The sequence below is a fragment of the Actinoplanes sp. NPDC051388 genome, from assembly GCF_055586225.1.
In genome coordinates, this window is sequence record NZ_JBVJIP010000003.1 from 717,546 (window position 1) to 736,102 (window position 18,557).

Annotated in this window: 17 protein-coding genes; 14 read left to right on the forward strand and 3 right to left on the reverse strand. The window is 71.0% G+C overall.

Annotated features, from left to right (window positions below; translation table 11 throughout):
* The first annotated feature begins 63 nt into the window (after nucleotides 1-63).
* From ACZ6TI_RS11810 to ACZ6TI_RS11840, 7 genes are all read left to right on the forward strand, one after another.
* Nucleotides 64-429 (forward strand): YbaB/EbfC family DNA-binding protein, encoded by a 366-nt coding sequence (locus tag ACZ6TI_RS11810; RefSeq protein WP_465344959.1) that lies wholly within the window; start codon nucleotides 64-66, stop codon nucleotides 427-429.
* Entirely contained in the window at nucleotides 422-736 is a 315-nt protein-coding gene (locus ACZ6TI_RS11815; RefSeq protein WP_465344960.1) for a type VII secretion target, read from the forward strand. The genes ACZ6TI_RS11810 and ACZ6TI_RS11815 overlap by 8 nt, the downstream gene beginning before the upstream one ends.
* Nucleotides 733-1,938, forward strand: a complete 1,206-nt coding sequence (locus ACZ6TI_RS11820) for a hypothetical protein (protein WP_465344961.1) — start codon at nucleotides 733-735, stop codon at nucleotides 1,936-1,938. Before ACZ6TI_RS11815 ends, ACZ6TI_RS11820 begins: the two co-directional genes overlap by 4 nt.
* Before the next feature lie 39 nt (nucleotides 1,939-1,977).
* The gene (locus tag ACZ6TI_RS11825) at nucleotides 1,978-2,448 is read left to right on the forward strand and encodes a hypothetical protein (protein WP_465344962.1); all 471 of its coding nucleotides are present in this window, start codon (nucleotides 1,978-1,980) and stop codon (nucleotides 2,446-2,448) included.
* 59 nt (nucleotides 2,449-2,507) lie between these two features.
* Nucleotides 2,508-2,918: an ester cyclase gene (locus ACZ6TI_RS11830; protein WP_465344963.1), complete on the forward strand. Its 411-nt coding sequence runs from the start codon at nucleotides 2,508-2,510 to the stop codon at nucleotides 2,916-2,918.
* A 448-nt stretch (nucleotides 2,919-3,366) separates the two neighbouring features.
* Nucleotides 3,367-4,035 (forward strand): hypothetical protein, encoded by a 669-nt coding sequence (locus tag ACZ6TI_RS11835; RefSeq protein WP_465344964.1) that lies wholly within the window; start codon nucleotides 3,367-3,369, stop codon nucleotides 4,033-4,035.
* A gap of 22 nt (nucleotides 4,036-4,057) precedes the next feature.
* Nucleotides 4,058-4,684, forward strand: coding sequence for a CG0192-related protein (locus ACZ6TI_RS11840; protein WP_465344965.1), 627 nt, complete (start codon nucleotides 4,058-4,060; stop codon nucleotides 4,682-4,684).
* Here ACZ6TI_RS11840 and ACZ6TI_RS11845 read toward each other — a convergent pair.
* Entirely contained in the window at nucleotides 4,674-5,570 is an 897-nt protein-coding gene (locus ACZ6TI_RS11845) for an aminoglycoside phosphotransferase family protein (RefSeq protein ID WP_465344966.1), read from the reverse strand. The genes ACZ6TI_RS11840 and ACZ6TI_RS11845 overlap by 11 nt on opposite strands.
* Complete coding sequence (locus tag ACZ6TI_RS11850; RefSeq protein WP_465344967.1) at nucleotides 5,570-6,310, reverse strand: TetR/AcrR family transcriptional regulator; 741 nt, start codon at nucleotides 6,308-6,310, stop codon at nucleotides 5,570-5,572. The genes ACZ6TI_RS11845 and ACZ6TI_RS11850 overlap by 1 nt, the downstream gene beginning before the upstream one ends.
* A 35-nt stretch (nucleotides 6,311-6,345) precedes the next feature.
* Between ACZ6TI_RS11850 and ACZ6TI_RS11855 the strand changes: the two genes are divergently transcribed.
* The 5 genes from ACZ6TI_RS11855 to ACZ6TI_RS11875 all read left to right on the forward strand — a co-directional run bounded on the left by ACZ6TI_RS11855 (nucleotide 6,346) and on the right by ACZ6TI_RS11875 (nucleotide 14,348).
* Nucleotides 6,346-7,242: an ATP-binding cassette domain-containing protein gene (locus tag ACZ6TI_RS11855; protein ID WP_465344968.1), complete on the forward strand. Its 897-nt coding sequence runs from the start codon at nucleotides 6,346-6,348 to the stop codon at nucleotides 7,240-7,242.
* Between the two features lie 2 nt (nucleotides 7,243-7,244).
* Complete coding sequence (locus ACZ6TI_RS11860) at nucleotides 7,245-8,003, forward strand: ABC transporter permease (protein WP_465344969.1); 759 nt, start codon at nucleotides 7,245-7,247, stop codon at nucleotides 8,001-8,003.
* A gap of 203 nt (nucleotides 8,004-8,206) precedes the next feature.
* Nucleotides 8,207-9,211 carry a 1-aminocyclopropane-1-carboxylate deaminase gene (locus ACZ6TI_RS11865; protein WP_465344970.1) on the forward strand — a complete coding sequence of 335 codons (1,005 nt, stop codon included), beginning with the start codon at nucleotides 8,207-8,209 and terminating at the stop codon, nucleotides 9,209-9,211.
* Between the two features lie 2 nt (nucleotides 9,212-9,213).
* Nucleotides 9,214-9,981 carry an SDR family NAD(P)-dependent oxidoreductase gene (locus tag ACZ6TI_RS11870; protein WP_465344971.1) on the forward strand — a complete coding sequence of 256 codons (768 nt, stop codon included), beginning with the start codon at nucleotides 9,214-9,216 and terminating at the stop codon, nucleotides 9,979-9,981.
* 131 nt (nucleotides 9,982-10,112) lie between these two features.
* Nucleotides 10,113-14,348, forward strand: a complete 4,236-nt coding sequence (locus ACZ6TI_RS11875) for an AAA domain-containing protein (protein ID WP_465344972.1) — start codon at nucleotides 10,113-10,115, stop codon at nucleotides 14,346-14,348.
* Here the strand turns inward: ACZ6TI_RS11875 and ACZ6TI_RS11880 are convergent.
* Nucleotides 14,317-15,915, reverse strand: coding sequence for a restriction endonuclease (locus tag ACZ6TI_RS11880; RefSeq protein WP_465344973.1), 1,599 nt, complete (start codon nucleotides 15,913-15,915; stop codon nucleotides 14,317-14,319). The genes ACZ6TI_RS11875 and ACZ6TI_RS11880 overlap by 32 nt on opposite strands.
* A 339-nt stretch (nucleotides 15,916-16,254) precedes the next feature.
* On the opposite strand from ACZ6TI_RS11880, the gene ACZ6TI_RS11885 reads away from it, so the two are divergent.
* The gene (locus ACZ6TI_RS11885; protein ID WP_465344974.1) at nucleotides 16,255-17,988 is read left to right on the forward strand and encodes an EAL domain-containing protein; all 1,734 of its coding nucleotides are present in this window, start codon (nucleotides 16,255-16,257) and stop codon (nucleotides 17,986-17,988) included.
* A gap of 19 nt (nucleotides 17,989-18,007) precedes the next feature.
* A complete protein-coding gene (locus tag ACZ6TI_RS11890) occupies nucleotides 18,008-18,397 on the forward strand; it encodes a cupin domain-containing protein (RefSeq protein WP_465344975.1) in 390 nt (129 codons plus the stop codon).
* The last annotated feature ends 160 nt before the right edge of the window (nucleotides 18,398-18,557 follow it).

Here is an 18,557-nt window from a genome sequence, read left to right on the forward strand (position 1 = left end):
GTTATCCACAGGCGCTGACGTTCGGCACACCCGCGACGCCGCCCGCTGATTAGCGTCGGCGCCATGGTGGACGGGGATGACCTGGATGCGGCCGAGCGCCGCGTCGACGAGTGGCAGGCCGGCTTGACGCAGCGGGCGGCCGCGGCGCGCGAGCTGGCGTTCCGGCTGGCCGAGCTGTCCGCGTCCGCGCGCAGCCCGGACCGGCTGGTTGAGGTGACGGTGAGCTCGACCGGGCTGACCGGGCTCGCGCTGGCCGAGGGCATCCGGCAGCGACCGGCGCGCGAGACGGCCCAGGCGATCCTGGCCACCATGCGCGGCGCGCAGTCCGCCCTGACCGCCGCGGCGACCACGGTCACCGAGCAGACGGTGGGCGCCGACTCCCAGACTGGTCGCGCGGTCATCGCGGCGTACGCGGCGCGTCATGCCTGAGCACCTGGGTGTCCGCCGCACCGAGCTGGTGTCGCACGCCGGCCGCGTGGACGCGGTGGCCGAGCAGGTCAGCGCCGCGGCCCAGGCGGCCGCCGCGACCCGGGCGGGCAACGCGGCCTACGGCAAGTTGTGCGTGCTGGTGCCGGTCATGCTGAACGTGCTGCAGGACATCCTGGTCGACGGCATCGAGTCGGCGGCGGAGTCCTTGCGGGACACGGGTTCCCGGCTGCGCGCCACCGCAGCCGACTATGCGGCGGCGGACTCCCGCGGCGCCACCGCCCTGCGATCCACCCGGCCCGGACCATGAGCGAGCCCGGTCCCTGGGCGGGTGTCTGGATCGCCGAGGACATCGAGCTCATCGCCCGCGGTGTCGAGAGCGGCAGCTGGGTGGACGTCTCGCTCGGCGTGGCCGGCGCGGGCCTCGACGGCTTGGCGCTGGTGTCGGACCCGGTCGGCGCGTTGCTGCAATACGGCATCGCCTGGCTGATCGAGCACGTCGAGCCGCTGGCCGAGGCGCTCGACTGGCTGGCCGGCGACCCGGGCCAGATCACGGCGCACGCGGCGGCGTGGCGTGGCGCGGCCTCGTCGCTGGCGTCCGAGGCGTCGGCGCTGGGCGGCGCGGTGCGATCCGAGGTGGCCGGCTGGTCGGGAGCGGCGGCCGAGGCCTACCAGGGCTGGGCGTCCGGGCGCGAGCAGGCGATGCTGGCGCTGGGTCGCGCGGCGGAGACGATGGCGTTGTTCACCGAGGGCGCGGGCGCGCTGATCGGCACGGTCCGTCTGATGGTCCGCGACGCGGTGGCCACGGTGGTGTCCCGGCTGATCGTCTATGCGGCCGAGTTGCTGGCGACCGCCGGCCTGGCCACGCCGCTGGTGGCCGAGCAGGTCGCGACGCTCTGCGCGGCCTGGGCCGCCCGGATCGCCCGCTGGCTGCGTGACCTTCTCGCCAGCCTGCGCAGGCTGCTCACCGAGAGCGACAAGCTCGGCGAGCTCGTCAAAGGGCTCGGCACCGGTGGCCGGAACCCCAGACCGGGCGAGCACGGCTTCGACGGTGGCATGCGATCGGGCCCGCTCGGCCGGCACTTCGCCTCGGGCGTCAGCGATCCCGGCGGCATCTTCCTCGCGAAGGAGAGGGAGATCGCGGATCGGCTGGCGGCCGAGGGCGAGATGGTCCACGCCCGCACGCCCGACCATCGCGTGGAGGGGCTCAAGAACCCGGACGCGATGGTGCGGAGAAACCCGTCGGATCCGGGCATCGTGACCGAGTTCAAGACGCTCGAGTCGGCCACCAGCGGCGCCGTGATGCAGAACATCCTGGCGGCCGGCAAGCAGGTCGAGGCGTTCGGGCCGGGCGACGCGGTGCTGGACGGTCGCGCCGCCGGACTGACCGAGGAGGTCGTCCGGCAGGGTTACCTTCGGGCGGAGGGCAAGGCTCTCGCCCACGGCAGCGCCTTGCCGGTGAGCGTTCGTGTCATTCTGAGCGACGGCTCGATCATCGAGTTTCCGTCATGAGGGGGTGCGCGCGTGTCGACGCAGGAACACATCTACCTCATGTCTGACGAGTCTCCCGAGGCGTTGGCCGACCGGCTGGCGCGTCCGGCCGGGCTCGCGGTCACCCGCGGGGACGGCGGCCGGGTCTATCTCGACCGGCCCGCGCGACTCGGCCCGGGGCGGGTCGGCGGTGAGGTCTACCGCAACGACATCGCCGATCCGAGCGACGTCAGTTCGGACGACGGGTCCTTGATGGACGCGTTCCCGGCCGTCTTCGACGTGGGCTACACGGGCCGCGATCCGGGCATCCAGATCGAGGAGGCGCGCCGGCTGTTCACCGAGCTGGCAGCCGCCCCGCCGGTGTTGATGGCGTTCGTGCGCGGGTTCGATTTTCTGCTGGCGGTGGCCGGCCCGCGCACCGGTCCGGTCTGGCTGCCGGAGGGCACCACGCCCTATGCGCCGCACCGCGACCGGTGGCTTCGCCTTCTTCCGCCGGACGAGCGTGCTGTTTCGGCACGCGACGGATCGTAGCGGCTGTGCGCTACTGCCGGATTTGCTGGTAGGGGCAGCTATGACATAGGAACCTGTGCATGGCTCCCATCGATATCGCTCGTGCCTGGTTCGACATGTGCCGGACCGGCGACGAGCAGCGGTTCGCCGAGTTGGCCACCGACGGCTACATCGCGCACGGACCCGGTGGCGCCGGTGACCGCAACACCTTCCTCGACTGGCTGCGCTGGTACCCGAAGGCGTTCGCCGAGCAGCTGCCCACCCTGGAGGACGTCATCGCGAGCGGCGACCGCGTGGTGGTCCGCTACACGGTCCGGTCCACCTACCGGGGCGGCTACCTCGACCTGCCGGATCGCGGGCAGTCGGTCACGGAGACCGGAATCATCATCTTCCGGCTGGCCGGTGACCGGGTCGCGGAGACCTGGTTCGAGGGCAATGATCTCGAGGTCGCCCAGCAACTGGGGGGTCGGATCAAGGCCGTGGCAGACTGAGGTGAGTGCCGCTGTCGGCTATATGACAGTGGCGCGTGAGTGTGAATGACTGACAGGGCCGACTTCACCCATTCAGCCGTTGCCCACTGTGGATGATCGACCACTCGGCGTGATCGCGTCGGCCGGAACATTCGCGCAGGCAGTGTCACTGTGAGTGGATGTTTGCACGTTGGTCACCCGAGTGAAATATGGCACTGGTTTGATGGTTCTGCTGGGGCGACCAGCGAAGCCGGCATGCAACTTGCACGTGCGGTTCGCCGTGCAAGTTGCATGTTTTCGCAGCCCCGAGCCTGCTGATCCAGTGTCGAAACAGCGGTATGCGCGATCGGCTGGACTTCATTCATGCACGTTTTTGGGAAGCACTCGGTTCCCTCTTCCAGTCGATCACCGTTGGTGGAACTCTTCTAGCCAGCAGTAGCGCCAGCGACACGGACGGTGGTGATACAGAATGCGTCCAGACGTTCTGGTCGGTCCGAGCGAGTGGGTGGTCGAGCAGTTCGGCGACAAGGTTGCCGCCGAGTTGTGGACCCGGGTGCCTGAGGCGTTGAGCACGGCGATCGACCGTGAGGTCAACGCGCACCCGCACACGACGCAGACCACGGAACGAGTGCTCGCCAACCCTCGTTGGCCGCTGCCCTATGAGGAACTCGTGCTGTTCCTGGGCACGCTGCCCGGCGCCGAGATCATCAGCGTCCCGAAATCCGTCTACCAACTCGTCGTGATCAACGGCCATGTCGTGGTGCCCTGGTGCTACGGCCAGTCCGCCCGCACATCGATGCGCGACGCCGAGGTGGGCCGCTCGTTCGGCCGGCTGGCCCGCGAGTTGCTCCGGCGCTTCGGTCCGCCGTGGCGTCGCCCGCCGGCCGAGACGCCGCTGCCGCTCGACGCCGTGGACGAGCGCGAGGTGGCCAAGATCTGTGCGGCGATCGCCCAGATGACACCCAAGCCCGAGCTGGTCATCGCCGGCTTCGCGGGCGCGCCCAACCTCGGTCTGGTGCGGGCCTGCCTCGGCGAGGTGAAGTCCACCGACAACGGCGCCCTCAACTGGAGTCACCTCGACGACCTGCCGCTGCCGCCGCCGGTCATCCCGCGCCCGCGCCGCATGCAGTTCCCCTGAGAAAACTGGCAAGCTTCCGCCCATGGCGTTGATCTATCAGGCGGACCTCAACCCGACGAAGCTCCAACTGCTGGCGGCCTGGTTGCCGAGTGCCGATTGGTACGAAGCACCGGCCGTCGCGGAGCCGGTCAAGGTCGCTTCCTTTCGCTTCGACGACCCGGCCGGCGAGGTCGGCGTCGAGACGATCCTGGTGCGGGCCGGCGACGCGATCTTCCAGGTGCCGCTCACCTATCGCAGCGCACCCCTGCCCGGGGCCGGCGAGTGGCTGGTCGGCACCACCGAGCACTCGGTGCTCGGCACCCGATGGGTCTACGACGCCTGCGCGGACCCGATCTATGCCGCGACGCTGACCGCGGCGATCGTCGCCGACGCCGGCCAGGCGGTGCAATATCTGGAGACGGACGGCCGGGCCGAGGCCTTCCCGCCGTCGATGACGATCTCCGGTGGCGGGGTGCCCGGTGCGGACGTTCCCGAGGTGCGCGAGGTGCGGCGGGTCGTGCCGGGAGATCCCACGATCGTCGAGACCGACTCCGTCGCGCTGGCGGTGATCCGGCGCCTCGGCGGCGCGGCGCGAGCCGGCGGGACGACGCTGACCGGCGTCTGGGACGGGCAGGCGGAGCCGGTGCTGCTCGCGTACGTCAGGGAATGATGGCCTGGGCGATCGCGACCTGGCGCGGGTCGACGGCGCTCTTGCCGTCCTCGACGTCCCAGAGGGCGTTCTGCAGCACCCGGCCCAGCGTCCAGGCCACGGCCCGCTCCCGGTCGATCGCCACATGCTCGCGGAGCAGGTCGAAGCGCCATCGCACGGCGCGCGCGACGTCGCCCGACGCGATGATGTCGTCCCAGCGGTTGACCAGCGCGGGCAGCAGATCGAAGCCCGGGTCGCCGGCCAGCGGCTCGGGATCGATGGCCAACCAGGGCTCGCGATCGGCGGCCAGCACGTTGTCGTAGTGCAGGTCCCAGTGCAGCAGCCGGTCGCCGGGTTCGCCGATCACCTCGGCCACCGCCGAAGCGCAGGTCAGCACCAGTCTCCGGTGGTCGGCACCGCGGAGTTCGCCGACCGCGCCGGGGGTCGCGGCCACCATCGCGGCGGCGACGTCGGCCAGCCGCCGCATCCCGGCCGGCGCGGGCACGCGCACCAGCCGGGCCAGCAGCCCACCGAGGATGCGGGTCGCCTCGCGATCGTCCGGCATCGTGCTGAGCGGGGTCGGGTGCAGCCGCTCCAGCAGCTGGGCGTGATCGTCCGGATCGTGGTCGAGCAGCCGCACGATGCCGTCGCCGTTCCAGACCCGGAGCCCGGCCTCGATGCCGCTGCTCTCCTCGGTCGGCGGCTGCAGCTTGACCACCGCCCGCAGCCCGTCGTCGCGAACCACCGGCAGCACCAGTCCGGCCACGCCGTTGGTCGGCGTGCCGTCGAGGGTCAGCGCCCAGCGATCCAGCACCCGGGCAGCGGTCGCGGGCAGGGCCGCGAGCCACTCCGGGTGGTCTTCACGGTACGAGTGGACGAGCGCCGCGGGGACATCCAGCCTGGTCATCAGCCGGCCGGCTCGGGCTCCATCAACCGGGCGACGCCGTCCAGAATCGTGCCCAGCCCGAAGCCGAAGTCGAGATCGTCGTCATAGTCGGTGGGACCGTCGAGGATGCCGGTGTCGAGCAGCCGGTTGATCGCCGGGTGGGTCTCCCGGGTGGTCACGGTGCGCAGGATCTCGCCGTAACGTGCGCTCGTGTCGGCCGCCGGGGTCAGGCCGCTCAGGTCTGAGCTGAGCTGGGCTTCGCCGCGGGCGTACCCGTGAAGCAGTTGAATGATCTGGAGTTTCTGCCCGTCGTGCAGGTCGCCGGCGGCCAGGTTTTCCAGGCCCGCCTCCATCCACATCAGCTGCGACGGGCCGGCCGGCGGCGCGCTCATCGGCACCTGCAACAGCCACGGGTGCCGGCGATAGACCGAGAAGACCCCCCGCGCCCAGGCCTCCAGGCCGTCGCGCCAGGCCAGCGGATCCGGTGTCGGCGGCCGCTCGCCGTTGGCCGCGTCCGCCATGAAGAGCAGCAGCTCGTCCTTGCTCTTCACATAGCGATAAAGCGACATGGTGGTGAAGCCCAGCCGCTCGGCGACCTTGGCCATCGACAGGCCGGCCAGGCCCTCCTCATCGGCGATCTCGACGCCCGCTTCGACCACGCTGTCCAGCGACAATGCCGGGCGCGGACCGCGGCGCGGACTCAACCGGTCGCCATAGAGCACGACCAGGTTCGGCGGCAGATGCGAGATCTCGAACTTCATTGACCACATCCTAAAACTGTGTATAGCCTAAACCCATGCGTACGACATACACAGTTCTGATGCGCGGGGTCGTGAAGTCGTTCGGCGACGTGCACGTCCTGCGTGACATCGATCTGGCGGTCGCCGAGGGCGAGGTGTTCGCCCTGCTCGGACCCAATGGCGCGGGCAAGACCACGTGCGTGCGCATCCTCGGCACGCTGCTCGCGCCCGACGCCGGGGAGGCCGTGGTGTGCGGCCACGACGTCGTCCGGGCGCGGCGCGCCGTGCAGGGCGCGATCAGCCTGACGGGGCAGTCCGCGGCGGTCGACGAGTTGCTGACCGGCGCCGAAAATCTGGTGCTGCTCGCCCGGTTGCGGCGGCTCGGCCGGCGTGGCGCGCGCCGCCGGGCATCCGAGTTGCTCGAGCAGTTCGACCTGGCCGGCGCCGGTGACCGTCGGGTGCGCACCTATTCCGGGGGCATGCGCCGCCGCCTCGACCTCGCAGCCGGTCTGGTGGTGGCGCCGCGCGTGCTGTTCCTCGACGAGCCGACCACCGGGCTCGATCCGCGCAGCCGGCAAACCACCTGGGCCGCGGTCCGCGAGCTGGCCGCGAGCGGGGTGACCGTCTTCCTCACCACGCAATATCTCGAGGAGGCCGATCAGCTCGCCGACCAGGTCGCGTTCATCGACCACGGCGAGGTCATCGCCACCGGGCTGCCGGCCGAGCTCAAGGGGCGGCTCGCCGGCGAGCGGGTCGAGCTGACGATCGGTGCGCCCGAGATGGCGGCCCGGGCGGTCGACCTGCTCGGCGCGCTGACCGTGCCCACCGACGGCAGCGCCCGGCAGGTGCGTGAGCTGCTCAACCGGCTCGATGCGGCCGGAGTCGACGTCGACCGGGTCGCGGTGCACCGGCCCACGCTCGACGACGTCTTCCTGACCATGACGAAGGGCTGACCATGCTCACCGCGATCGACGACGCCGGACTCATGATCGGCCGCAGTCTCCGGCACACCCGGCGGGCGCTCGACACCCTGCTGATCGGCGTGCTGCTCCCGGTCTTCATGCTCCTTCTCTTCGTTTATGTGTTCGGTGGCGCGATCGAACCCGACGGTCGATATGTGACCTATGTGGTGCCCGGCATCGTGTTGCTCTGCGCGGGTTATGGCGCGGCGGGCACCGCGGTGCCGGTGGCGAACGACATGACCACCGGCGCGATCGACCGCTTCCGGTCCCTGCCGATCCTGCGGTCGGCGGTCCTCATCGGGCACGTCAGCGCCAGCGTGATCCGCAACCTCTGCTCCACGCTGCTGGTGCTCGCGATCGCCTTCGCGATCGGCTTCCGCCCGGTCGCCGGACCGCTCGAGTGGTTGCTCGCGCTCGGTGTGCTGACCCTCGTCATCGTGGCGATGTCCTGGGTCGCGGTGTGCTTCGGTCTGCTCGCCAGCTCGGCGGAGAGTGCCTCGTCGTTCGGCTTCGTGATCCTGTTCCTGCCCTATCTGAGCAGCGCCTTCGTGCCGGTCGACACGATGCCGCCGGCGCTGCGCGGCTTCGCCGCCCATCAGCCGCTCACCCCGGTGATCGAGACGCTGCGCGGTCTCATGATCGGCACTCCGGTGGCCGAGCAGGCGTGGACGGCGGTGGCCTGGTTCGGCGCCATCCTGATCCTGGGGTACGCGGCAGCCGGCTACCTGTTCTCCCGCCGGGCCGCCCGATGACGTGAGCACGTCGAGTGCGGCGGGCCGTCCATAGCCGGTCCAGACCGCCGACACCGCTTTCCCGTGATCGGCAGCACTGCTCCGAGCGGAGGGTTTCGGCTGCTCGCGACGCTAGGGTTCGGTTCAGACGGGCAGGCGGGTTCCTCGAAACCGGACCCGAAGCGCGCTCACTTTGCGACAATCCCGCGGGAAGGACGTGCGCCATGCCGCTCTCTGATTTCGACCGTCATCCGCTGCTGTTCGGGCCGTCGCCGGTGCACCGCCTCGACCGGCTGACCCGCCACCTCGGCGGCGCGCAACTGTGGGCCAAGCGCGAGGACTGCAACTCCGGCATCGCCTATGGCGGAAACAAGACGCGCAAGCTCGAATATCTGGTGGCCGACGCGCTGGCTCAGGGTTGCGACACGCTGGTCTCGATCGGCGGCGTGCAGTCCAACCACACGCGGCAGGTGGCGGCCGTCGCGGCCTATGCCGGCATGAAGTGCGTGCTGGTCCAGGAGAGCTGGGTCGACTGGCCGGACAGCGTCTACGACAAGGTCGGCAACATCCTGATCAGCCGGCTCGCCGGAGCCGACGTGCGGCTGGTGAAGGCGGGCTTCGGCATCGGCTTCAAGGAGAGCTGGGACGCCGCACTCGCGGAGGTCGAGGCGCGCGGCGGTAAGCCCTATGCGATTCCGGCCGGCGCCTCGGATCATCGGCTCGGCGGACTGGGCTTCGCGGGCTGGGCCGACGAGGTCGAGCGGCAGGAGCGAGAGCTGGGCGTCTTCTTCGACACCGTGGTCGTCTGCTCGGTCACCGGCAGCACCCAGGCCGGCATGATCGCCGGGTTCGCCGGTCAGCAGCGGCCGCGGCGGGTGCTCGGCATCGACGGATCGGCCAAGCCGGCCGAGACGTGGGACCAGGTCGCGCGCATCGCACGGAACACCGCCGAGCTGATCGGCCTGGGCCGCGATCTGCGCGACGACGAGATCCTGCTGGACGAGCGCTACCACGCGGGCATCTATGGCATTCCGGACGAGCAGACGCTGGACGCAATGCGGCTGGCCGCGCGCACCGAGGGCATGGTCACCGATCCGGTCTACGAGGGGAAGTCGATGGCCGGGATGATCGACCTGGTGGAACGCGGCGAGATCGAGAAGGGCTCCCACGTGCTCTATGCGCACCTCGGCGGGCAGCCGGCGCTGAACGCCTACAGCGCACTGTTCTGATCATGGGTTCGTTTGTCGTGACCGGCGGCGGCCGGGGCGTCGGGCGTGCGGTGGTCGAGCGCCTGCTGGGCGCCGAGGACACCGGCGCTGTCGTGGTGATCGAGTTCGACGCGGAAACGCTGGCCTGGGTCGAGGATCACCCGGCGGCGGACCGGATCATCCCGGTGATCGGTGACGCCGCCGACCCGGCGGTGACCGCCCGGGCGGCATCCGCGGCCGGGCAGTTGCGGGGCTGGGTCAACAACGCGGCGATCTTCCGCGACGCCTGGCTGCACGACGGCGCGGCGCCGGTGATCGACGTGATCGGCCGCAACCTGCATCCGGCGATCGTCGGCTGCGCGGCGGCGATCCAATCGTTCCTGGCGACCGGCACGCCCGGCGCGATCGTCAACGTCTCGTCGCATCAGGCGCAGCGGCCGGTGCGAGGCTCGCTGCCCTATGCCACGGCGAAGGCCGCGACCGAGGGGCTGACCAGGGCATTGGCGGTCGACTACGGGCCGCGAGGGATCCGGGTGAACGCGGTCGCGCTGGGTTCGATCGCCACGGACCGGTCGGACGCGCACGTGGCCGGGCTCGACGTGGCGGCGGCGGAGGCCTTCGAGCGGGAGATCCGGCTGGTGCAGCCGCTCGGCCGGATGGGCCGCACCGGCGAGGTGGCGGAGACGGTCGCATTCCTGCTGTCGGACGCGGCGTCCTTCATCAACGGCGCGATCATCCCGATCGACGGCGGCCGCTCTGCGGTAGGCCGCGACCCCGAAGAACACTCCTGACCAACCTCGCGGCGCGAACCAGGACGCGATTCGGGCCGCGCAGCGACGGGAACGGGCCGCGCTGGTTGGTGGGTGTTGGGGTGTGCGGCGCGTGGGGGAGGTGGCTGCGGGGATCGGCTAGCCTTCGGGGAATGGAGTCGCCCCTCGTCATTCGTGATCGGGCCGTCTCTGTCGCCGACTATCTGCTGGCCGTGCGGGCCTCGATGGACCGGCCCGCGCGCACCGTGCCGGCCGACGCGCTCTGGACCGACGCCCTGCCCGGGCACCCCGCCTGTGATGCCGGGCCGGCTGCCGACAACCCCTCCTGGCTGCGGGTCGGGCTGCCCGATCTGCCCGGCCCGATCGAGGTGCCGGCCGAGCTGCGGGAGAGCTTCGACCGCAACGCCGCCGACGACTCGTTGCTCGAGCGGTGGAAGGACGAGCACTGGCGGGCCTGGTCTGAGGAGACCGCCGCGGCGGAGAAGACCCGGGTGCTGCATCGGCAGCTGTTCGACCTGATGCACCTGCTCGACATGAGCGCGGCGAGCACCGAGCTGGTCTGGGGTCACGGCGTGCTGGAGTGCGTGGTGGCCGGGCAGAAGGTGCGATACCCGCTGGTCGCCACGCCGGTGATGCTCGAATATGAGCCCGACCGCTCGCTGATCACCGTGTCGCCGGCCGGACCCTCGCGGCTGCAGACCGATGCGCTGTCCGGGCTCGACGACCGCTATCTCTCGCAGCTGCTGGCACTCGCCGGGCCGGGCGGCGTGATCGAGACCGACCTGTGGAGCGACCTCGACCGGCGCGAGCTGTTCGAGCGCGCGCTGACCCGCATCGGTCACGAGAAGATCGTTCTCACCCCCGGCGAAAGCCAAGGCGTAGGCCAGGGCGTGAGCCGAGGCATAAACCATGACAAGCCGCACATCGTGGACACCGGCGTGATCTTCTCGCGGCCGAAGCAGCGGCAGCTCCGCGGCTTTGTGGAGAGCCTCCGCGAGCGCCTCCTCTCCGGCGACACCGCCGCGATCGGCTCGCTCGCCGCGATCGTCGCGCACGAGCCCAGCAAGCTCGTGATGCCCGACGACGATCCGGAGGCCTGGCGCCGCGTCGGCGAACGGCTGCTCATGCCGCTGCCCACCAACGAGGCCCAGGAATCGATCGCCCGCCGCCTGGCCCAGCACCGCAACGTCGCCGTCCAGGGTCCGCCGGGCACCGGCAAGACGCACACCATCCGCAATCTGATCTGTCACCTGATGGCGAACGGCAAGCGTGTCCTCGTCGTCGCCCAGAAGGAAGACCCGCTGCGGGTGCTGCGCGACGGCCTCCCGGAAGGCATCCGCGCGCTCTGCCTCGCCGTCCTCGGTCGCACCACCGACCAGCTCGTGCAACTCCAGCTCGCCGCCCGCGAGCTCTCCGATCGGGCTGCCACGCTGGACAAACGCGCCGAGGCGGCACGCGTAGAGCGGCTCACGCGCCGGCTCGAGGACGCCGAGGACGAGTTGTCACAGGCACTCGCCGGACTGCGCGCGATCGCCGAGAACGAAGCCGCCACGTACCGGATCGATGGGGTTGATCTGTCGCCCGCCGAGGTCGGGGCCTGGTTGCGGGAGCGGGCCGCCGCGCAGGGTGGCATCCCGGATGCGGTGTCGGTCGCGCCGCCGCTGACCGCGGACGAGTTCGCGGCGCTGCTCGAGCTGGCCGTGCGGCTCGCGCCCGCGGATCGGGCCGCGGCGCTGCGCCCGCTGCCGGAGACGTCCGACCTGCCCGCGTCCGCCGCGGTCGCGGAGACCCGCGCGTCTTTCGACGCGAAGAAGGCGGAGGTCGAGGCCTTCGAGTCGGACGGGCTCGACCCCGATGCGGTACGCGAGCACGGCCGCGAGGCCTACGACGACCTTCTGAACGACCTGCACGAAGCCGTCCAGTGGCTGCACCGCCGCGAGGGCTCGTGGACCGACCGCCTCGGCCGCCTGCTCGACGACCCGCACTGGCAACGCCTGTGGTCCGACCACGTGGCCGCCACCTCCGCGCTGCTCGGCGAACTGGCCGAGCTGGCCCGCGGCCTCGCCGGCCATCGGGTGACCGTGCCCGCCGCGCAGGCCGCCGAGCCCAAGCGGCTGCTGTCCCAGCTGGACGAGTTGCGGCAGCGGTTCGCGTCCGGCCGGGGCATCAACTGGCTGATGCAGCCGGGCATGCGCAAGCTGGCCGACGAGCTGCGGGTGGACGACGAGCCGCTGCGCACCGCGGACGACGTGGATCTCGCGGTCGCCCATGTGCGGCGGATGCGGGCCCGGCGCCGGCTGGCCGATCACTGGACCGAGTGGATCGATCGGCTCGCCATCCCGGAGCAGGGCAAGGATGCCGAGGTGTGGGCCGGTGCGCTGCTCGCCGACGCGGCGCAGTCGCTGGACTGGGACACCAAGCACTGGCCTGATCTGTCGGCTCGACTGCGGATGCTCGTACCGCAGGAGGACCTTGACCTGGACGCGGCCCGGCTGGCCGCCGTCGAAAGCCTGCTCACCCGCGGGCCCGCGGTCTTCGACCTGGATGAACTCGACGCGGCGGACGCGGCGATCACCGAGCGGCTGGTCCGGTGGCCGCATCTGCAGAAGAGCTGGCGCACCCAGGACGGCTGGGACGACGCGGTGGCCGAGGTGCGGCGGCTGGCCGGATTGCGGCCGGAGGTCGAGCGCTACATCGCGTTGCGTAACCAGCTCGCGGGCGAGGCGCCGGAGTGGGCCGACCGGATCGAGGCCGGCGAGGTGCCCGCGGTGTCCGGCGCGGCGTGCCTGCAGGCGTGGGCGTGGCGGCGGGCGCAGACCTGGTTCGACGCCGTGGTGGGCACTGTGGACCCCGCGGTGCTGGGCAAACGCGTCGAGTCGGCACGCGAGAAGATCCGCCTGCTGACCGGCGAGCTGGTCGTCGCGTCGGCCTGGCTGGAGGTGTCGCGGGCGCTGGACGACCGGCGGCGGGCGGCGCTGGCGGACTGGACCACCGCGCTGCGGAAGATCGGCAAGGGCACGGGGCGTAACGCCGCGGCCTGGCAGGCGCACGCGCAACGCGCGATGGAGTCGGCGGTCGAGGCGGTGCCGGTCTGGGTCATGTCGGTGGACCGGGCGATCGAGCAGTTCGCCGGGGGAGCGCACTTCGACGTGGTGATCGTGGACGAGGCGTCGCAGGCCGATCTCTTCGCGCTGCCGGTGCTGGCGCTGGCCGAGCGGGCCGTGGTGGTCGGCGACGATCAGCAGATCGGGCCGCAGCTCGGCTTCGTGGGCTCGGTGACCGGCCTGATCCACAGCCATCTTCGCCAAGGCTCACATTCGCCTCGGGGAGAAGCCGGCTCGCATGCGAATGTGAGCCAAGGCGCCGACGTGCCGTCGGCCGAGCACTTCGACCCGGAGTCGTCGCTCTACGACCACGCGGTGCGGCGCTCGCCGGAGCGGATCCTGCTCACCGAGCACTTCCGCTGTGTGCCGCAGATCATCGAGTTCTCCTCGAAGCACTACTACGACGGCAAGATCATGCCACTGCGCGCGGACCGGCCGTCGCTGGCGCCGATCCGGTCGGTGTTCCTGGCCGAGGGGACGCGGCAGCCGCTCGCGCCCTACGGCGACGTGAACCTGGCCGAGGCGGATGCGCTGGTCTCGCAGCTGTCCGAGATCGTCGCCGACCCGGCCTACCGCGGGAAGACGCTGGGCGTGATCAGTCTGCTGTCCACGAGCGGGCAGGCGGCGCTGTTGCTGGAGCGGATCCGCGAGGCGATCGGCGAGGACGAGATGGAGGCGCGGCGGCTGCGGGTCGGTGACGCGTACACGTTCCAGGGCGACGAGCGGGACGTGGTGCTGGTGTCCATGGTGGTGTCGGCGCGGGACGGCCGGGTGGCGGCGTTCACCCGGCGTGAGTATCACCGGCGGATCAACGTCGCCGCCTCCCGCGCGCGCGACCAGCTGTGGATCTTCCATTCGGTGCAGCCGGCCAATCTGCCCGCCGACGACGCTCGGTCGTTGCTGCTCAGCTACGAGCCGTCAGCGGTCTCCTCCACCGAGCAGCCGACCAACGACTTCGAGCGAGCGGTCCTGAAGAAGCTCACCGAGCGCGGTTACCGGCCGACGCCGCAGTTCCGGATCGGCGCGTATCGGATCGACTTCGTCCTCAATGCGCCGGACGGGCGGCGGCTGGCCGTGGAGTGCGACGGCGACACCTATCACGGGCCGGAGCAGTGGGAACGCGACATGCGCCGGCAGGCCGTGCTCGAACGGGTCGGCAACTGCGTCTTCGTGCGGATCCGCGGCAGCATCTTCGCCCGCGAGCCGGACGCAGCGATGCGCCCGCTCTGGCAGCGCATCGAGGAGCTGGAGATCAGCCCTGCTCCTGCTCCAAGCGAGCCTTGAGCCGGCTGTACTCGGCCAGCAGGGTGAGCAGCGCGGTCCCGTCGATCAGTTCCAGCGGGCGCCCGGCGGCCGTCTCGTAGGCGCCGGAGTCGTAACCCGCCGTCGCGATCAGGATGCCCTTCGTGGCGCCGGCGGCGACCACCGCGTCGGAGAGCGTGTGCGCCTCGGCGTGGCCGGCCGGGACGCCGCGGTTCGCGTACACGATGACCTGGCCGCCGAAGACCGGGCGCGGGTCGGTCGCGACCCAGCGTGACCCACCGCTTGCTCGGACCGCCGTGCCCATCTGCAGGCCCATGTTGCCGAACAGGTCGCCGAGCACCTGCTCGAACTCGTCGTCGCTCATGGTCAGCAGGTTGGGCCGCTCGTCGATCTCGGCGAGCACGTTGAACTCGCCGGTGAGGTCCTGGTCCGCCTCGCGATCGAAGTCCACCATCGGGGTGATGCCGTGCAGCTCGTCCGGCAGCCCGGAGAGCCCCGCCTGCAGGTGTTTGAGGCAGGCGACCGGATCCACCCGGCGCAGTTTGATCGGCGCGAAAACCTCCCGCTGGGTGCGCAGGGAGACGAGGCACGGCCGCACGAATTCACCGGTGCGCCGGTCGATGGTGTCCACGATGCCGTTGAACGAGATCTTCGTCACCAGCGAGCCGCGGTCCGCCTCGACGATCTCGTGCACGGTGCGCAGCGCCACCTGCGCGATCACCTCGGTGTAGCGTCGCCGGATCTCGCCCCCGTCGCGCGGCGTGGCGACCACGTCGTCGCGCACCCGGTCGTAGCGATATTCCTTGACCACCGGGATCACCTCGACCGGCGGCAGGTGGTATTCGATCAGCAGGTGCTTCTGTTTCGGCTGGTAGGCGAGCCGGAAGTGCTGCGGGAAGTCGTCCGGGTAGACCGAGTTGCCGAGCACCATCGCGAAGTACTCCACGACGGACGCCGGATCCGCGCTCGCCACGGCGGCCGCGAACCGGTCCACCTCGGCGTTGTAGGCGGCGATCTTCGTCTCGTATTTGCGGATGCTGTCCTCATATGCCTGCTCGCGCGCGGCCAGCTGACGCAGCCGCCGGGTCTCCGCCTCGATCCACCGCTCGCGGGCCTGCTGATAAGCGCTCCGGGCGGCCGCGGTCTGCTGCTGGTGCAGGCGCTCGCCGCCGAGGATCTTGCCGACCCCGCGCGGCGTCGGCGGGTCGAAGCTCTCCCAGGACGGCTCGGCGATCGGACGGCCGAGCGGGCCCGGGTTGAACGGCGGAACCTGGGTCGGTTTCTTGAACCGGTCCAGGTCGATGTGGTCGTCAACGTCCAGTGTGGACAGCAGCAACGAGTCGAGGTCGGACAGGCGGGCCCGCACGTCCGCGTTTGCCGCCGCCGCGTCCGCGGTGCGCGCCTCGACATAGAGCCGCTGGCGCTCGCGCTGCCGATCGGCGTCGGCGGCGGCCTGCTGCGCGGCGGCGATCGCCAGGTCGGCGTTGCGGCGGATCAGCTGACGCTGCTGCGTGGCTGCCGTGCCGGCACGCTGCTGGGCGGCGGCCTGAGTGGCTTGCGCCCGCTGCATGTCCCGGATGATGCCCATGCGTCGTCCTCGCTTGCTTTGTCCTCAGGGTCCGGCCACCCTATCCTCCGTCACGCGGCGCATGCAGTCGGGTGCGCCGCGTGCTGGTGTAGCGGTGGGCCTATCTCTCGTCACTGTCCGTCATGGAGACGACGGTAGCCTCGGTGTTCGGTCACGGGGTGCGGCGTTCATCCGATCGGCTAAATCGTGGCCGCGTTCAGTTGAGAAATCGCAGATCATTGTTTTGTTGGGTGATCCGCGAAAACATTGACCCCCGGCGTCCCCTGTTACGCCGAGCCGTTACGGGTCGTAATAGGTGAGGGGCAACGGCACACACAGGCGGGAGGGGGCGGCGGGCACATGACGGCACCCGACGGACGCATTCCGCGTCCGCGCGCGTTGCACGACGCCTCCTCTCGACGCCACCTGAGGAAGACGAAGAAGCCCGCGACCGTGGACGCCTGGTTCTCGTACGACGCCGCCGGCGACTCGATCGTCTGGTCCGACGGGCTCGGCGAGATGCTCGGGCAGCCGCCCGGCGAAAACGAGGTCAGCCGGCAGGTCCTCGCGCGCTATGTGCACCGCGACGACCAGGCCGCCGCGCTCAGCGCGATCACCCGGGCGTGGACCAGCCGCGAGCCGGTGCACGTCACGATCCGGCTCACCCGCGTCGACGGCGGCTGGTTCGACGTGGACTGCCGGCTGGACGCCGTCGACGGGCCCGAGGGCGTGGTCCGCGGCATCCGCGGCACGGTCACCGACGTCTCGGCCCGCGAGCGTGCCCGCCGCGAAGTGGCCCGGCTCGCCCGGCGCGGCGAGACCGTGCAGAACGCGGTCGCCGAACCGGACCCGGCGACCGGCCTGCTCACCCGGGCCGGCTTCGCCGACGAACTCGACCGGGCACTGCGCCGGGGCGGCGGCGCGGTGCTGGTCGTCCGGGTCGAGCCGGACCGCGCACACGCCGACCGCGGCTTCGGTGAGCTCGGCCGCCCGGAGCGCAACGCCGACCTGCTGCACCGTGCCGCCCGGGTGCTCGAGGGCGTGGTCCGCCCGGCCGACCTGCTCGGCCGGGTCGGGCCGAACGAGATCGGTGTGCTGCTGGCCGGCGCCTCCTGGGCCCTGGCCCGGCGGCAGGGCGAGCTCTTCGTCGAGTCGCTGCGCGCGCACCCGTTCGTGCTGCCGGACGCCTGGGCCCGTGCCAAGGCCTGGGCCGGTGTGGTGCGCTTCCAGCCCGGCGGCGAGACCGGCAGCCACGACCTGCTGATCGACGCCGAGCAGGCCTGGCGGCAGGCCCGGCACGCCGACCGGCCGCTCACCCTGGTGCCGCACCCGGTGCCGGCCCGCGACCGGCAGGGCTCCTACCGCGAACGGGTTGCCGACGCGCTCGGCACCGACCGGTTCACGCTCTATGCCCAGCCCATCCTCGACCTGCAGAGCAACCGGGTCACCCGGCACGAGCTGCTGCTGCGGGTGCTGGACGAAAACGACGGCCCGCAGTCGCCGGCCCAGGTGCTGGACATCGCCGAGCGGCTGGACGCGATCTTCGACATCGACCTGTGGGTGGTCGAGCGGGCGATGCAGGTCGCCGCCGAGCACAAGGACCTCAACCTGCAGATCAACCTCTCCGGTCGCTCGGTCGGCGACCCGCGGCTCACCGTCGAGGTGGAGCGGCTGATCGAGCGCTACGGCGCCAACCCCGAGCAGTTGACCTTCGAGATCACCGAGACCGCGCTGATCGGCAACCTCTCCGAGGCGCGGCACTTCGCCGACCGGGTGCGAGACCTGGGTTGCGAGCTCGCGCTCGACGACTTCGGATCCGGGTACGCGTCCTTCCGCTATCTGCGCATCTTCCCGATCGACCTGGTCAAGATCGACGGCGAGTACGTGGTCAGCCTCGTGCAGAACCAGCAGGACCAGGTGCTGGTGCGCGCGCTGGTGCAGGTGTGCCAGGCGTACGGCATCCACACCGTGGCCGAGTTCGTGCAGGACGAGCCGACCCTCCGGCTGCTGCGCGAGCTCGGCGTCGACTACGTCCAGGGCTATTTCGTCGGCAAACCGGCGCCGCTCGAAACCGCCCGGTTGCGCCGCTTCTGATCGGGGTAAGCGTCCAGCCATGGAGTACTGGACGATTGCCACCGAAGCCGAGAAGTACGCGGACTTCCGCCGGGTGCTGTGGACCGGAAAGCACACCCAGGTCGTGATCATGACGATCCCGCCGGACGGGGAGATCGGCGAGGAGGTCCACGAGGTGGATCAGATCCTCACCTTCGTCAGCGGCGTCGGCACGGCGAAGATCAGTGGTGAGACCCGCAACGTCAAGGCCGGGGACCTGGTCGTGGTGCCGGCCGGGCGGAAGCACAACTTCGTCAACGCCGGCCCGAACCCGCTCGTCCTCTACACGGTCTATGGCCCGCCGGAGCACGCCGACGGCGCGGTGCACAAGACCAAGGAAGAGGCCGACCGGCTCGAGGAAGCGGGCAAGGACGAGCCGCCGGGAAACTAGGCTCTCGAACAAACTGGATCACGCCGGACCTGTGTCGGGGGGGGGGGGGGGGGGGGGGGGGGGGGGAGAACGGGGGGGGGGGGGGGGGGGGGGGGGGGGGGGGGGGTGGGGGGGGGGGGGGGGGGGGGGGGGGGGGGGGGGACGCCTTCCTTTTCTTCTC

Bases quoted from the DNA above. Each gene is read 5' to 3' on its own strand.
- ACZ6TI_RS11810 (WP_465344959.1), top strand. From the start codon at position 64: ATGGTGGACGGGGATGACCTGGATGCGGCCGAGCGCCGCGTCGACGAG.
- ACZ6TI_RS11815 (WP_465344960.1), top strand. From the start codon at position 422: ATGCCTGAGCACCTGGGTGTCCGCCGCACCGAGCTGGTGTCGCACGCC.
- ACZ6TI_RS11820 (WP_465344961.1), top strand. From the start codon at position 733: ATGAGCGAGCCCGGTCCCTGGGCGGGTGTCTGGATCGCCGAGGACATC.
- ACZ6TI_RS11825 (WP_465344962.1), top strand. From the start codon at position 1,978: ATGTCTGACGAGTCTCCCGAGGCGTTGGCCGACCGGCTGGCGCGTCCG.
- ACZ6TI_RS11830 (WP_465344963.1), top strand. From the start codon at position 2,508: ATGGCTCCCATCGATATCGCTCGTGCCTGGTTCGACATGTGCCGGACC.
- ACZ6TI_RS11835 (WP_465344964.1), top strand. From the start codon at position 3,367: ATGCGTCCAGACGTTCTGGTCGGTCCGAGCGAGTGGGTGGTCGAGCAG.
- ACZ6TI_RS11840 (WP_465344965.1), top strand. From the start codon at position 4,058: ATGGCGTTGATCTATCAGGCGGACCTCAACCCGACGAAGCTCCAACTG.
- ACZ6TI_RS11845 (WP_465344966.1), bottom strand. From the start codon at position 5,570: ATGACCAGGCTGGATGTCCCCGCGGCGCTCGTCCACTCGTACCGTGAA.
- ACZ6TI_RS11850 (WP_465344967.1), bottom strand. From the start codon at position 6,310: ATGAAGTTCGAGATCTCGCATCTGCCGCCGAACCTGGTCGTGCTCTAT.
- ACZ6TI_RS11855 (WP_465344968.1), top strand. From the start codon at position 6,346: ATGCGTACGACATACACAGTTCTGATGCGCGGGGTCGTGAAGTCGTTC.
- ACZ6TI_RS11860 (WP_465344969.1), top strand. From the start codon at position 7,245: ATGCTCACCGCGATCGACGACGCCGGACTCATGATCGGCCGCAGTCTC.
- ACZ6TI_RS11865 (WP_465344970.1), top strand. From the start codon at position 8,207: ATGCCGCTCTCTGATTTCGACCGTCATCCGCTGCTGTTCGGGCCGTCG.
- ACZ6TI_RS11870 (WP_465344971.1), top strand. From the start codon at position 9,214: ATGGGTTCGTTTGTCGTGACCGGCGGCGGCCGGGGCGTCGGGCGTGCG.
- ACZ6TI_RS11875 (WP_465344972.1), top strand. From the start codon at position 10,113: ATGGAGTCGCCCCTCGTCATTCGTGATCGGGCCGTCTCTGTCGCCGAC.
- ACZ6TI_RS11880 (WP_465344973.1), bottom strand. From the start codon at position 15,915: ATGGGCATCATCCGGGACATGCAGCGGGCGCAAGCCACTCAGGCCGCC.
- ACZ6TI_RS11885 (WP_465344974.1), top strand. From the start codon at position 16,255: ATGACGGCACCCGACGGACGCATTCCGCGTCCGCGCGCGTTGCACGAC.
- ACZ6TI_RS11890 (WP_465344975.1), top strand. From the start codon at position 18,008: ATGGAGTACTGGACGATTGCCACCGAAGCCGAGAAGTACGCGGACTTC.